General features: G+C 44.7%; 21 protein-coding genes. 5 read left to right on the forward strand and 16 right to left on the reverse strand.

The window, feature by feature from the left end; genetic code table 11:
* Window positions 1-6: 6 nt before the first annotated feature.
* The 12 genes from PGR14_RS07980 to PGR14_RS08035 form a co-directional block, all read right to left on the reverse strand.
* Window positions 7-768 carry a ribonuclease HII gene (locus tag PGR14_RS07980; protein ID WP_055260528.1) on the reverse strand — a complete coding sequence of 254 codons (762 nt, stop codon included), beginning with the start codon at window positions 766-768 and terminating at the stop codon, window positions 7-9.
* Window positions 761-1,336 (reverse strand): signal peptidase I, encoded by a 576-nt coding sequence (lepB, locus tag PGR14_RS07985; RefSeq protein ID WP_008370589.1) that lies wholly within the window; start codon window positions 1,334-1,336, stop codon window positions 761-763. Before lepB (PGR14_RS07985) ends, PGR14_RS07980 begins: the two co-directional genes overlap by 8 nt.
* Window positions 1,329-2,186 carry a ribosome biogenesis GTPase YlqF gene (gene ylqF / locus PGR14_RS07990; protein ID WP_008370590.1) on the reverse strand — a complete coding sequence of 286 codons (858 nt, stop codon included), beginning with the start codon at window positions 2,184-2,186 and terminating at the stop codon, window positions 1,329-1,331. The genes lepB (PGR14_RS07985) and ylqF overlap by 8 nt, the downstream gene beginning before the upstream one ends.
* Window positions 2,187-2,200: 14 nt before the next feature.
* Window positions 2,201-2,794, reverse strand: a complete 594-nt coding sequence (gene lepB / locus PGR14_RS07995; RefSeq protein WP_008370592.1) for a signal peptidase I — start codon at window positions 2,792-2,794, stop codon at window positions 2,201-2,203.
* 68 nt (window positions 2,795-2,862) lie between these two features.
* Window positions 2,863-3,210: a 50S ribosomal protein L19 gene (gene rplS / locus PGR14_RS08000; RefSeq protein ID WP_008370594.1), complete on the reverse strand. Its 348-nt coding sequence runs from the start codon at window positions 3,208-3,210 to the stop codon at window positions 2,863-2,865.
* A gap of 98 nt (window positions 3,211-3,308) precedes the next feature.
* A complete protein-coding gene (gene trmD, locus PGR14_RS08005; RefSeq protein WP_055260527.1) occupies window positions 3,309-4,079 on the reverse strand; it encodes a tRNA (guanosine(37)-N1)-methyltransferase TrmD in 771 nt (256 codons plus the stop codon).
* A 24-nt stretch (window positions 4,080-4,103) separates the two neighbouring features.
* Window positions 4,104-4,616 (reverse strand): ribosome maturation factor RimM, encoded by a 513-nt coding sequence (gene rimM, locus PGR14_RS08010; protein ID WP_008370599.1) that lies wholly within the window; start codon window positions 4,614-4,616, stop codon window positions 4,104-4,106.
* A gap of 179 nt (window positions 4,617-4,795) precedes the next feature.
* On the reverse strand, window positions 4,796-5,026 hold the full coding sequence (locus PGR14_RS08015; RefSeq protein ID WP_008370600.1) for a KH domain-containing protein: 231 nt from the start codon (window positions 5,024-5,026) through the stop codon (window positions 4,796-4,798).
* Window positions 5,027-5,049: 23 nt separating this feature from the next.
* Window positions 5,050-5,295 (reverse strand): 30S ribosomal protein S16, encoded by a 246-nt coding sequence (gene rpsP / locus PGR14_RS08020; protein WP_022220623.1) that lies wholly within the window; start codon window positions 5,293-5,295, stop codon window positions 5,050-5,052.
* Between the two features lie 79 nt (window positions 5,296-5,374).
* Window positions 5,375-6,739, reverse strand: coding sequence for a signal recognition particle protein (gene ffh / locus PGR14_RS08025; RefSeq protein ID WP_008370602.1), 1,365 nt, complete (start codon window positions 6,737-6,739; stop codon window positions 5,375-5,377).
* Window position 6,740: 1 nt separating this feature from the next.
* Complete coding sequence (gene ylxM / locus PGR14_RS08030) at window positions 6,741-7,085, reverse strand: YlxM family DNA-binding protein (protein WP_008370603.1); 345 nt, start codon at window positions 7,083-7,085, stop codon at window positions 6,741-6,743.
* Complete coding sequence (locus PGR14_RS08035; RefSeq protein ID WP_055260526.1) at window positions 7,085-8,029, reverse strand: S8 family peptidase; 945 nt, start codon at window positions 8,027-8,029, stop codon at window positions 7,085-7,087. The genes ylxM and PGR14_RS08035 overlap by 1 nt, the downstream gene beginning before the upstream one ends.
* Window positions 8,030-8,164: 135 nt before the next feature.
* Between PGR14_RS08035 and PGR14_RS08040 the strand changes: the two genes are divergently transcribed.
* The gene (locus tag PGR14_RS08040) at window positions 8,165-8,443 is read left to right on the forward strand and encodes a hypothetical protein (RefSeq protein WP_022220624.1); all 279 of its coding nucleotides are present in this window, start codon (window positions 8,165-8,167) and stop codon (window positions 8,441-8,443) included.
* Between the two features lie 66 nt (window positions 8,444-8,509).
* Here PGR14_RS08040 and PGR14_RS08045 read toward each other — a convergent pair whose 3' ends face one another.
* Window positions 8,510-8,641: a hypothetical protein gene (locus tag PGR14_RS08045; RefSeq protein WP_022220625.1), complete on the reverse strand. Its 132-nt coding sequence runs from the start codon at window positions 8,639-8,641 to the stop codon at window positions 8,510-8,512.
* Window positions 8,642-8,678: 37 nt separating this feature from the next.
* Window positions 8,679-8,915 (reverse strand): hypothetical protein, encoded by a 237-nt coding sequence (locus PGR14_RS08050; protein ID WP_270223218.1) that lies wholly within the window; start codon window positions 8,913-8,915, stop codon window positions 8,679-8,681.
* Window positions 8,916-9,043: 128 nt separating this feature from the next.
* Here PGR14_RS08050 and PGR14_RS08055 point away from each other — a divergent pair, with 128 nt between their 5' ends.
* From PGR14_RS08055 to PGR14_RS08065, 3 genes are all read left to right on the forward strand, one after another.
* Window positions 9,044-9,178, forward strand: a complete 135-nt coding sequence (locus tag PGR14_RS08055) for a hypothetical protein (RefSeq protein ID WP_264471514.1) — start codon at window positions 9,044-9,046, stop codon at window positions 9,176-9,178.
* A gap of 2 nt (window positions 9,179-9,180) precedes the next feature.
* Window positions 9,181-9,483, forward strand: coding sequence for a hypothetical protein (locus PGR14_RS08060; RefSeq protein WP_055260525.1), 303 nt, complete (start codon window positions 9,181-9,183; stop codon window positions 9,481-9,483).
* Between the two features lie 63 nt (window positions 9,484-9,546).
* Window positions 9,547-10,281 (forward strand): tRNA pseudouridine synthase A, encoded by a 735-nt coding sequence (locus PGR14_RS08065; protein WP_055296643.1) that lies wholly within the window; start codon window positions 9,547-9,549, stop codon window positions 10,279-10,281.
* A 1-nt stretch (window position 10,282) separates the two neighbouring features.
* On the opposite strand, the gene PGR14_RS08070 is transcribed toward PGR14_RS08065, so the two are convergent.
* Both PGR14_RS08070 and PGR14_RS08075 read right to left on the reverse strand, forming a co-directional pair.
* A complete protein-coding gene (locus tag PGR14_RS08070) occupies window positions 10,283-10,687 on the reverse strand; it encodes a secondary thiamine-phosphate synthase enzyme YjbQ (RefSeq protein ID WP_008370619.1) in 405 nt (134 codons plus the stop codon).
* Window positions 10,688-10,699: 12 nt separating this feature from the next.
* Window positions 10,700-11,557, reverse strand: a complete 858-nt coding sequence (locus PGR14_RS08075; RefSeq protein ID WP_055260523.1) for a patatin-like phospholipase family protein — start codon at window positions 11,555-11,557, stop codon at window positions 10,700-10,702.
* Window positions 11,558-11,734: 177 nt separating this feature from the next.
* Between PGR14_RS08075 and PGR14_RS08080 the strand changes: the two genes are divergently transcribed.
* On the forward strand, window positions 11,735-13,375 hold the full coding sequence (locus tag PGR14_RS08080; protein ID WP_022220629.1) for an ABC-F family ATP-binding cassette domain-containing protein: 1,641 nt from the start codon (window positions 11,735-11,737) through the stop codon (window positions 13,373-13,375).
* The last annotated feature ends 27 nt before the right edge of the window (window positions 13,376-13,402 follow it).

The following is a 13,402-nucleotide window of genomic DNA, read 5'->3' on the forward strand; positions in this document are numbered from 1 at the left end:
GGATTTTTATACGAAGTGTCCGATAAAACTTCTTCTGTGGATCGGTGTCGGTCCAAGTGTCTGAAGCGCTTTGATATGTTCTGCTGATCCATAACCTTTGTTGGACGCGAATCCATATCCCGGAAGTACCTTATCATACTCTTCCATCAGACGATCTCTTGTTACCTTTGCCACAATACTTGCCGCAGCGATGGATACGCTTTTCGCATCTCCCTTGATGATTGGAACCTGTGGAATCACAACCTCCGGAATGGTAACTGCATCATTTAAAAGCAGATCCGGCTTGACTTTCAAATTGCCAATCGCCTGACGCATGGCTTCGTAAGTTGCCTGCAGAATATTGATCTCGTCAATCCTTACAGGAGAAGCCATCCCGAGACCTACCGCAACTGCTTTGTCCATGATCTCATCATAAAGCTCATCTCTTTTTGCTGCGGAAAGCTTCTTGGAATCATTTATATAAAGGATCTCGCACTCTTTGGGCAGGATCACGGCTCCTGCAACCACCGGACCCGCAAGTGGTCCTCTTCCCACCTCGTCAATTCCACAGATAAACGCATAGTCAGCATATTTTTCTTCGTACTGACGCATTTTCGCAAGGCGCTCTTTTTCGGCAAGCAGCTTTTCCTTCTGCTTTCTGTACTTTTCCAGAAGCTTTTGCACACCGGCTCTGTCATCCGGCGCATAGACCTTCATCAGCTGCTCTCTTTCGGCATCCTCTGCCATTTTTAAACGGCTGTCGATCTCTTTGATACTTTCTTTACTCATGCTTTATCACTCCGATTTTATTGAACGGATAAATTCTTACCCAGGCACGCCCAATCAGCATATCACGGGTAAGTACACCCACACTTGCCACACGACTATCCGAGCTGTGATTCCGGTTATCTCCCAGGACAAAATATTCATCATCTCCCAGTTTAATCGGCTCTGCTGCAATTCCCGGATCTTCCATCACCTCTGCACCATAATGTTCATCCAGCTTTTTGCCATTAATATACATATATCCATCGATCACCTGCACAGTCTCACCGGGCAGTCCAATGATACGTTTGATATAATAGGTATTCTCTGCATGCTGGTAAGGGAATACAATAATATCATATCTTTCCGGATCGCGGAAGCGGTAGCTGAGCTTATCCACGATCAGGTTATCTCCGTCTGAAAGTGTCGGCTCCATTGAATGACCGTCTACTTTTGTGCGCTGTCCGACAAAGGTGACGATCACCCATGTCAGCAGAACAATGACCAGAAGATACAGAAGAGTTCCTCCCAGTGATCTCCATATACTCTGCTCCTGCTCCGGAGCTTCTTCCTTGTTGTCTTCCTTACTCATTTGTATACTCCTTTACAAATTCAAGTGTGATCCTTCCAAGTCTTCCATTTCGGAAATCATCCAGCAGCATACCAGCTGCTTTTGCGGTATCTAATTCATTTCCACGCACCAGACAATGGCGGCTCTCAGCAATTGCTTCCAATACGCTGTAGCTGTTCTGCTTTTCGTTGATCGTATATTTCTCAGCAAGAACACCCGGATAAGCATCCTGCATAAAGCTGATCAGCTCCGCCGCAAGCTCTTCCAGATTCATGATCTCATCCTTGATCGACCCGATAAATGCAAGGCGCAGTCCCACCTGCTGGTCCTCAAACTTCGGCCAGAGAATTCCCGGTGTATCGAGAAGCTCTACGTTCTTGTTTAGACGGATCCATTGCTTTCCTTTGGTCACACCCGGTTTGTTACCGGTCTTTGCACAGGCTTTTCCGGCAAGTGCATTGATAAAAGTAGACTTTCCGACATTCGGGATTCCGACTACCATCGCACGGACCGGACGGTTCAGAATCCCTCTCTTACGGTCACGCTCTGTCTTTTCTTTACATGCTTCCTGGATTACTCCCTGAATAGACTTAATCCCACCGCCTTTACGGGAATTAACCTTAACTGCAGAATATCCTTTTCCGCGGAAATAGCCGATCCACTCTTCTGTCTGCTTCTCATCTGCAAGATCTGCCTTATTGAGCAGGATCAGTCTTGCTTTATTCTTTCCAAGTTCATCGATGTCCGGATTCCGGCTGCTCATCGGAACTCTTGCATCAACCAGTTCGATCACAAGATCGATCAGTTTGATATTCTCCTGCATCATCCTTTTGGCCTTTGTCATATGCCCCGGATACCATTGAAAATTCATCCAGTTTCCTCCTTCTATTTACCAAGCAGTCCGAAACGGTCTTTCGGGGAAAGGATAAACCATACTTTCCCTTCAATCTCGGAACGCTTTACATTTCCAATATCAGCCATCCGGCTGTCTTCACTGCTCTCCCGGTTGTCGCCAAGGACAAAATACTCATCTCCACCGAGAACGATCTTCTCACTGGCAATACCTGTATCTGCAATTGCAGTAGTCTCATACTTTTCATTCAGCTTTCTGTTGTTGATATAAATCTCTCCATCCCTGATCTCAACACTTTCGCCCGGAAGTCCGATAATCCTTTTAATATAGGAATGAAGGTTCTCATTCCCCTTTGGTTTGAACACGATAATGTCTCCGCGCTTCGGTGTACTGGCATCATATACGATCCGGTTTACCAAAACCACATCCCCATTCCGAATCACCGGGTTCATGGACTCTCCGATATTACTGATCTGATGCCCGAAATACCACACAAACACAAATGCGCACAGGCAGACGAGCACAATTTGGAATACCCATCCAAATACTTCGGGAATCCATTTCAAATTGATATGTTTTCTATGCTTTCTGTCAAATCTGAGTTCTTTTCTTTTTCTATGTCTCATCTGTTATCATATCCTATATTAGCAAAAGGGACAAGTACCTGTCGTATTTGTCCCTCTTTAAGCATTTACTATTTTACTAATTCTTTAACTTTTGCTCTCTTACCTACACGATCTCTTAAGTAGTTCAGTTTTGCACGTCTTACTTTACCTTTACGAACAACTTCTACTTTTTCAACGTTTGGTGAGTGAAGCGGCCATGTCTTCTCAACGCCGATTCCGTTAGAGCTCTTTCTTACTGTAAATGTTTCTCTTGCTCCGCCGCCCTGTCTCTTTAATACAGTACCTTCGAATACCTGAATTCTCTCACGGTTTCCTTCTTTGATCTTACCATAAACTTTTACAGTATCTCCTACGTGGAATTCCGGAGCATTTTCTTTTAACTGAGCTGCTTCAATGTTCTTAATAATTTCGTTCATGTGTGAACCTCCTTCATATTTTGACGTTCTTAATACGCTTTTCTATCGTATCAGAGGACCATCTCTGTTTTCATCACAACGTGCTATATATTAACACATTATTCTTCATTTTTCAAGTCTTTTTCTCGATTTTCTATAATCTCTTCTGCAAGTTCTCTTTCTTTCATGGTAAGCTCTGCGTCTTCCAGAAGGTCCGGACGCCATTTTGCAGTACGGATCACTGACTGCTCTCTGCGCCATTTCTCTACATTGGCATGATGACCGGATAAAAGGATTGGTGGAACCTGCCTGTCGTGCCAGATCTCCGGTCTGGAATACTGCGGATATTCCAGGAGATTGTCCTGAAAACTCTCAAATTCGGCAGATACATCATTATGCAGAACACCCGGGATCAGGCGGGATACCGCATCCACGATCATCATTGCCGGAAGTTCACCGCCTGTCAGTACATAATCGCCGGCTGACACATAATCCGTTACGATCTCCTCCAGCACACGTTCATCGATTCCTTCGTAATGTCCGCACAAAAGCACCAGTTCGTCTTCTTTCGCAAAATCTTCTGCCATCTTCTGGTTAAACGGCTTCCCCTGCGGGGAAAGATAAATCACACGTGGTCTCTTTCCTTCCGGGAGGGTTGCTTTTTCCCGAATGGCAAGATAAGTCTGGTAAACCGGCTCTGCCTGCATCAGCATTCCTGCGCCGCCGCCATACGGATAATCATCCACACTGCTGTGCTTGTTAAATGCGTAGTCCCGGATATTCCAGGCTTCAATCTCAAGAATTTTATTCTTCACGGCTCTTCCGATAATACTGGTTTCCAGACCGTTCATCACCATCTCCGGAAAAAGCGTCATGATATCAAATCTCATATTGTTCTCCTACTATTCTGTCGCTTAAATCAGTCCGTCCATCAGATGAACAGTCATTTTCCTATTCTCAGTATCTACATCTAAAATACAGTCATGGATTGCCGGAAGAAGCACCTCTGTGTGCGCCTCTGTCGATACCACATAGACATCATTCGCACCGGTTTCCATAATATCTTCCAGGACACCGAATTTTTCACCGTCCTCAGTGTAGACATCCATGCCGATGATATCTGCCATGTAATACTCATCCTCTTCCAGTTCCACGGCATTCTCACGAGATACAAGAAGCGGCATCTTTCTGTATTTTTCAATATCATTTATGTTATCGATCCCTTTGAACTTCAGAATCACATACTGTTTAAAAAATTTTACACCTTCAATTTCAAGGGGAATCTGTTCTTTTCCTGTATCAAGAACCACATCTTTCAGAGCACGGAAGCGGTTTGGATCATCCGTTGTCGGAAATACTTTGACTTCACCTTTGATTCCGTGGGTAGATGTGATCACGCCAACTTGCAGGTAATCATTTTGTTGCATACTTTGTCCTTTCTTAGCATAAGATAAACTTTACACCGAAAAAGTCTGTTTTAGTCTTTTGAAGCGACTTTTTCTCCATCCCCAGATACAGTGAATCTGTCATTGGCAGCTTCACTTGCATACTAAGGCATGATAAAAAACGCAGATAAAAATAAATTTACCTGCGTTTTATTTTTATGCTATTGCATAATTTCAACCACGACTTTTTTGTCTTCTTTGGCCGCGGCTGCCTTTACAACGGAACGGATTGCTTTCGCAATTCGGCCTTGCTTACCGATCACCTTTCCCATATCATTATCTGCGACATGTACTTCGATCACGGTAGTCTTGCCTTCCTGTTTTTCCGTAACCACGACGCCTTCAGGATTGTCCACAAGTGCTTTCGTAATTACTTCTACTAAATTTTTCATCACTCGCACCTCCGCGAAGCAACCTATTTTTCAATACCTGCTGCCTTAAAGATTTTTCCAACTACTTCTGTAGGCTGAGCACCGTTGTTTAACCATTTTTTAGCTGCTTCTTCATCTACTTTGAATACGCTAGGATCCTGAGTTGGATCGTATGTTCCGATTTCTTCGATGAATTTTCCGTCTCTTGGTGATCTAGAATCAGAAACAACGATTCTATAGAAAGGAGCTTTCTTCTGTCCCATTCTTCTTAATCTGATTTTTACTGCCATTTTACTTTCCTCCATAAAACAATTTGTATTTATAATAGTTTATCTATATATCACGCATGGTCTGCGGAATATATCTGCTTTAGAAAGGCATCTTAAACTTGCCTTTTTTACCTTTCCCGCCCATCATTCCCGGGAAAGACTTCATCATCTTGCGCATCTGCTCGAACTGCTTCATCATCTTATTGACTTCCGAAATGTCAACTCCTGCTCCTGCTGCGATTCTTCGCTTTCTCTGCGGAGTGATGATGTCCGGATTCTGACGTTCCTTGATCGTCATGGAATAAATGATTGCTTCGACTCTTGCCATCTTCTGTTCCGCATCATCCGCATCGATATCGGGCATCTTGCCTTTACCAAGACCACCCATGCCGCCAAGTCCGGGAAGCATATTCATGATACTTCCAAGACCGCCCATCTTGCGCATCTGTTTCATACTTTCCAGATAGTCCTCAAAATCAAACTGCGACTTTTTGAGTTTTTCTGTCATCTTACGTGCCTGTTCTTCGTCGATCTCTTCGCCGGCTTTCTCGATCAGGCTGAGTACATCCCCCATACCAAGGATTCTGGAAGCCATACGATCCGGATAAAACTGCTCCAGATCTGATAACTTCTCACCCATACCCACATAAAGGATCGGGCATCCGGTGACTGCCTTGATCGAAAGTGCCGCACCACCTCTGGTATCGCCGTCAAGTTTTGTGACGATTACTCCATCTATACCAATCTTCTCATTAAAGTTCTCTGCAACATTCACGGCGTCCTGACCGGTCATTGCATCGACAACGAGAATACTCTGATGAACCTCGACCGTGTTCTTAATCTCCTGCAGTTCTTCCATCATCTCTTCATCAATATGAAGACGTCCTGCAGTATCCAGAATAATCACGTTATTGCCATTCTTTTCAGCATGCTCCAGTGCTGCTTTAGCGATATTCGCCGGTTTCTGGTTATCTCCCATGGAGAACACTTCCACACCCTGCTTCTCTCCGTTGATCTGCAACTGTTTAATAGCTGCTGGTCTGTAGACATCACATGCTACCAGAAGAGGCTTCTTACCTTTCAGCTTGAACTTTCCTGCAAGCTTTGCTGTGGTCGTTGTCTTACCTGCTCCCTGAAGACCCATCATCATAATAACCGTCTTCTGGCTTCCCGGCTGGAATTTAATCTCCGTTGTCTCAGAGCCCATCAGATTCACCAGCTCGTCATTCACGATCTTGATCACCATCTGTCCCGGATTCAGTCCGCTCATCACATCCTGTCCGACTGCACGCTCCTGCACACTTTTTACAAAATTTTTGACAACTTTGAAGTTAACATCTGCCTCCAGAAGAGCCATCTTAACTTCACGCAGAGCCGCTTTTACATCATCTTCTGTAAGTCGTCCCTTGCTTCTTAAATTCTTGAATACGTTCTGAAGTTTTTCTGTCAAACTGTCAAATGCCATGTTATAACTCCTCTATGATCTCTCCTGAAAGCTTTTTCACTTTCTTTATCAGTTCTTTTTCGTCCTGCTCTTCATAATTCTCAAGAAGCAGATCGATCTCATGGACCTTTTTTTTCACAGACATGAACTTCTCCACCAAATGCAGCTTCGCTTCATAATCCTCCAGGCTCTTGTTACAGCGCCGGATCATATCATGAACACCCTGTCTGCTGATCCCCGCATCTCTTGCAATCTCGCTGAGCGAATAATCTTCAAGAACTGCCTGTTCATAAATCTCTTTCTGATGTTTTGTTAAAAGCTCACCATAAAAATCATATAATAATGTCTGCTTTAAAATCTCGTCCATCACTTATCACCTGTGCTATCATATAACAGATTTTCATTGGTGTCAAGTATTTTTTCTTGACATTCAAGAAATTTTTCTACATGCAGGTTCCCATGTCCCTGTCTCTGGTCATAATACCTGCCCTTTTCACAGGAATTCCACAGTCTGTATTTAAGTTCCAGATTACACATATCCGGGTATTTCTGCAAAACCAGAGCCGCTGCCCCGGACACTACCGGAGTTGCCATAGAAGTCCCGGTTTTCGGAATATAGGCATAAGGGCTCCGCACCGGATACAGGTAATTGCAGGAATAGATCCGGTTCCCCGGCACGGCAAGATCCGGTTTTTTAATACAATCTCCGGTCGGCCCACAGCCGGAATATTTCTTTCCCAGTTCTTCATCCGCCCCAACTGTGATCACCTTCCGGCTGTTTCCCGGTATCGTGACGCTCCCTTCCTTTGGTCCTTTGTTTCCTGCCGCCGTTACGACTACCAGACCGGCATCCCAGAGCCGTTCTACCCAGAACAGGAACAATTCATCTTCCGGATCCTTCTTATGAGGAAGAGTTCCAATCGAAATATTGACGATCCGGATCTTCATTTCCTTTTGTTTTAACAACACGTACCGGATCCCGTTTATCACATCCCGGATTTTTCCACCACCTCTCTGATTCAGCACCTTGACAGCAAAGATCTGCGCCTCCGGTGCCATTCCGCTGTACAGGCCTCTTCCGCTTTTTCCATTTCCGGCAAGAATTCCTGCCACATGGGTTCCGTGTCCGTTGTCATCATATATGGTTTTCTTCCCCTGTACACAGTCCTTCCATCCCACGATGCGGCCGACAAGATCCGGGTGCTGTGTGATCCCTGTATCCAGAACGGCACAAACGACGCCCTTTCCAGTGATTTTGTTTCGCATTGTATCCGAACACCAGTAGTGGATTTTCCGTTTCAAATCTTTCATATTTAAAATATCCTTTTTCTATTAGAATATTCTTTCTGAAATCAGATGCCAATTTCTTCGGAACTTTTTTGAAACACTGACATGCCTCCTTACATATGATGAAGTGTAAAGAAACCTTACTGGAGGCTATCAAATATGAGTGAATTAAGTGCAACAAACTGCGGATGTGGAAATTCTATGGATAACTGTGGATGTGGCTGCGGAATGTCTTCCTGCGTATGGATCATTCTTCTCCTCTGCTGCTGTGGTGGATGGGGACGCAATGGCGACGGATGTGGATGTGGAAATGACAGCTGCCTGTGGATCATCCTTCTTCTCTGCTGCTGTGGTGGATTCGGTAACGGATTCGGTAACGGATGCGGTAATGGATGCGGATGTGGAAACGGCTGTGGCAACGGCGGATGCGGCTGCTAGTTACGAAACTCAGATCTTATTCGTTCAGACAGACCAGAGGCGGGGCAAATTATATCCCCGCCTTTTTTATGTTTTGTTTTTGCGCTTCTCCTGTTGCTTTTCGTGTTCCTCTTCCTGCTCCTTTTCCTTTTTCTTTCGCAAACATTCTTCATCCACTTCATAGATCGCATTCCCATCAATGATAATCCGGCTGCTCATTTAATAAAATCCTTCCATTAGTTCTTCCTTTGCTTTATTATATGTGGATCTCATATTTTCCGTCTTCTTTACATATATATTTATAACGCTGAACCGTGGAGGACGTATGGAAAAGAAACCGCCCCTTGTCATGACGCCATTTGACGAGTCTCTCACGAATGATTTTCTGCAACTTGTCAAAATCATTCTTCCCTATCTGCCCGATCACGTTCAGCGTATAGCTGGCATTTATGTGAAACTTACGGAACTTATGAATGCCTTTTACTGTTTCCAACCTCCTTATTATCATAATCGCAGAGGGCGGCTACGAAAGCAGGAGAAAGATCCGGGCAGCATGTTTGAAGCAGTTGTACCCTATCTTTCTCCTGAAAAAAGAGAAATGTTCGATTCCTTTTCCGGAATATGGCAAATGATGGAAATGATGAAAGAGATGGACTTTGGAGATCCTGCAAATATGGCAGATATGATGAATGGATTTCAGGCAGCACAGGATATGACGGATATGATGAGTGGATTTCAGACAGAAAGGATGGATGAAAATGAACGAATGGATGGAGCATCCGGATCTTGCGGATCTGGATCCGCTGAAACAGGAGCTGATCCGGACAGCAGCGTTGAAAGCCGGCGGCAAGAACGGGAAAGCACTGGTCCCGGTGATGATGTCACTGATCACCGGTGCGAATAAACGGGGAATCCGGTTTACCCCTAATGAGATTTCGCTGATTCTTTCAGCGATCAAAGAAGGGAAAAGCAAACAGGAGCAGGCACAGATCGACCAGATGGTGCAGATGATCCGGACAATACAGGCAGGAAAACAGCCACCAAGATCCGGAAGGCAATAAAAATTGCCTTGCCCGACAATCAATGCTATAATGAACGGCAGAAATGCACTTCAGGAGGAGCTTATGACAACGATCAAACTTACCATAGAATACGACGGAAGCCGCTATCCGGGCTTTTCCACAAAGAAAAAAAGTACCAGTATCGAATCAAAGCTTACACTGGCGATCAGGGATGTAACCGGACAATCCACACAGCTTTTTGCTGCCGTAAAGACGGAACCGGGTGTTCACGCAACACACCAGATTGTAAGTTTTCAATTAGAAAAAGAATCTTTTTCAGACAATACAGAACTGTTAAAAATGAAATTAAACGCAGCTCTTCCGGCGGATATTGCAGTCACCTCGCTGGAAATCGCAGATGAACGTTTTGTGGCTTCTCTCGCGGTAAAAAGCTGTACCTATACCTGTCGGATTGCCACAGATCCTGCCGCAGCATTATTTTCCCGTCCGTACACCTGTGTTGTAGCCGAGTCTCTTGACCTGAAATCCATGCAGCAGGCAGCGCAGCTTCTTACCGGTACGCATGACTTTGCCGCATTTTCAAACGGACGTACCAGAAAAAGTACAGTACGCACTGTAGAAACGATCAAAATTAACCGCGAAGATCAACTGATACAGATTCAGCTGACTGCAAATAGTTTTCTCCGGCATATGCCGCAGCTTCTTGCCGGTACCATTCTCACAGCTGGAAAAGAAAAAAAGGCAGACGGAACTACGCTGACTCTCGCTGGTGTAGAATCAGCAGCTCCTGCCTGTCCTTCGCATGCATTCACCCTGACGGATGTACAACTCCGTTAATCTATCCTTCGATGATCTTCACATAAAAGGTACGGTTTCTTGGTCCGTCAAACTCGCAGAAATACAGATCTTGCCAGATGCCAAAGACGATCTCTCCATCATGGATGATCAGCGTCTGTGACGGTCCGACCACCGTCGTCTTCATATGTGCATGCGAATTTCCTTCTGCATGCTGGTAGAAGAACTGTTCTGCCGGAAATACTTTTTCAAAGCCACACAACATATCATGCACCACATCCGGATCTGCATTCTCATTGATCGTAAATCCGGCTGTCGTATGTGGTGAGAAGATCACAGCAATCCCTTCTCTTACACCGCTTCTTTCGATGTCTTCCCTTACCATTTCTGTTACCTTTGTCATTTGCTGCGATGCGTTTGTCGCAATCTGATGTTCGTACAGATGCATATGCACACCTCCTTATTTTTCCAGATAAGCTTTAAGTCTCGGAAGCTCTCTTTTCATCATTTCATAGCCATGATCGTAGAAAGCCATCAGCTTATCATAATCTTTTTCCAGTCTGGATACCGGCTTCATTTCCGGGCGAAGGACGAAGATATTTCCTTCTTTTTCCAGCTTTTCTATGTATTCTTCTGTCCGGTTATACATCACCGGTCTTCGGATACAGGTGCGGACAAGTGCCGGATATTTGCTGTACATCTTCCGGTATAACTTACCGACCGCTTTGGAAGTTGGTTTTTTGCGGTAGCCTTCCGGTCTCGTCAAAATGAGAACTATTTTTTTCAGTCCCTTTTCCTGCACATGCTTTACCGGAATGGAATCGGCAAGTCCACCATCCAGATACGGAATCCCGTCTATATTTACGATCGGACATACAAGTGGCATACTGCTGCTGGCGCGGCAGATCTTCATCAGCCGGTCACTGTCGTTCTCTTCGGTCATATATTCGGCATTTCCCGTAAGACAATTGGTTGTCACGATCTCACAGGTCATTCCATTTGAAAAATAAGCATCAAAATCAAACGGAAAGAGTTCATTCGGATATTTATTGAATATCATATCCATATCCAGAAGACTTCTTTCTTTTACGAAATCTTTAAGTCCGTAATAATAGCTGTATTCCTTTCCTCTGTGGATCATACAGTCCCTTGTCCTGCCGATCTGCTTTGAGACATAATCGACTGCATTACAGGAACCTGCCGATACACCGACCACGTATGAAAAATACAGATCTTTTTCCATCAAATAATCCAATGCGCCGGAAGTAAATACACCTCTTGTTGCACCGCCTTCCAACACCAGTCCTGCTTCTGTCAAAACACTCGCTCCTTTCGTCCTACCATGCTGTATATTTCGTGTATGATTTATAAGTATACCACAAATTCTTCCTTATGTTAATGCTTATTCTCTTGCGAAAATTGTGCAGTCATGTTACCATAATGAACGTAATGCAAAAATTGAAACGATAATTCTATTTGAATAAGGAGAATTTTTATGATTAGTACAAGTAATATCACCCTCCGCGTAGGGAAGAAAGCCTTGTTTGAAGATGTAAATATCAAATTTACAGAAGGCAACTGCTACGGTCTGATCGGAGCGAACGGGGCCGGAAAATCTACATTTCTTAAGATCCTTTCCGGGCAGCTTGAGCCGACCAGCGGAGAAGTCATCCTCACACCAGGTGAGCGTCTTTCTTTCTTACAGCAGGACCACTTCAAATACGACCAGTATCCGGTTCTTGATACTGTAATCATGGGAAATGCCCGTCTTTACGAGATCATGAAGGAAAAAGAAGTGATCTATGCCAAAGAAGATTTCACAGACGAGGACGGGATCAAGGCAAGTGAACTGGAAGCAGAATTTGCAACCCTGAACGGATGGGAAGCAGAATCTGATGCCGCATCTCTTCTGAACGGACTTGGAATTGAGACAGAGCTTCACTACAATATGATGAGCGAGCTGACCGGTGCACAGAAGGTCAAAGTCCTTCTTGCACAGGCACTTTTTGGTAATCCGGATATTCTTCTTCTGGATGAGCCTACCAACCACCTGGATCTGGATGCGATCGCATGGCTGGAAGAATTCCTGATCAACTTTGACAATACCGTTATTGTTGTTTCCCATGACCGTTATTTCCTGAATAAGGTCTGCACACAGATTGCCGATATCGATTACGGTAAGATCCAGCTCTACGCCGGTAATTACGACTTCTGGTACGAATCCAGCCAGCTGCTGATCCGTCAGATGAAAGAAGCCAACAAGAAAAAAGAAGAAAAGATCAAGGAGTTACAGGACTTTATTTCCCGGTTCAGTGCCAATGCGTCCAAGTCCCGTCAGGCAACTTCCCGTAAGCGCGCTCTGGAAAAGATCCAGCTTGATGAGATCCGCCCATCCAGCCGTAAATACCCTTACATCGATTTCAAACCGAACCGCGAGATCGGTAATGAAGTTCTGATGGTCGAAGGCTTATCCAAAACCATCAACGGGGAAAAAATCCTGGACAATCTTTCCTTCACACTGAACCGGGACGACAAAGTTGCATTTGTCGGTGGAAATGAATTTGCCAAAACTGTTCTCTTCCAGATCCTGATCGGAGAAATGGAGCCGGATGAAGGTACTTATAAATGGGGAATCACCACTACACAGGCATATTTTCCGAAAGACAGTGGAAAAGAATTTGACAATGACGATACCATCGTAGAATGGCTGACTCAGTATTCGGAAGAAAAGGATGTTACCTATGTACGAGGTTTCCTTGGAAGAATGCTTTTCGCCGGCGACGACGGTGTAAAGAAGGTTAAAGTTCTTTCCGGCGGGGAAAAGGTACGCTGTCTGTTATCCAAGATGATGATCTCCGGTGCCAACGTACTGATCCTCGACGAGCCTACTGACCACCTGGATATGGAATCCATCACTGCACTCAACAATGGAATGAAGAAGTTCCCTGGCGTACTTCTGTTCTCTTCAAGAGACCACCAGATCGTTGAAACGACAGCAAACCGTATTATGGAAATCCTTCCGGGTGGAAAGATGATCGACAAGATCACAACTTACGATGAATACCTTGCGTCTGACGCAACTGCCGCGAAAAGGCAGGCAATCCTGGATCTGAATACAGAAGAACAGGATGACTAAAAATTTATCTTGTCGGTACATTTGTGC

The sequence above is a fragment of the Coprococcus sp. AF99-45 genome (assembly GCF_027663865.1).
Taxonomy (GTDB): Bacteria; Bacillota; Clostridia; order Lachnospirales; family Lachnospiraceae; genus Allocoprococcus; species Allocoprococcus comes.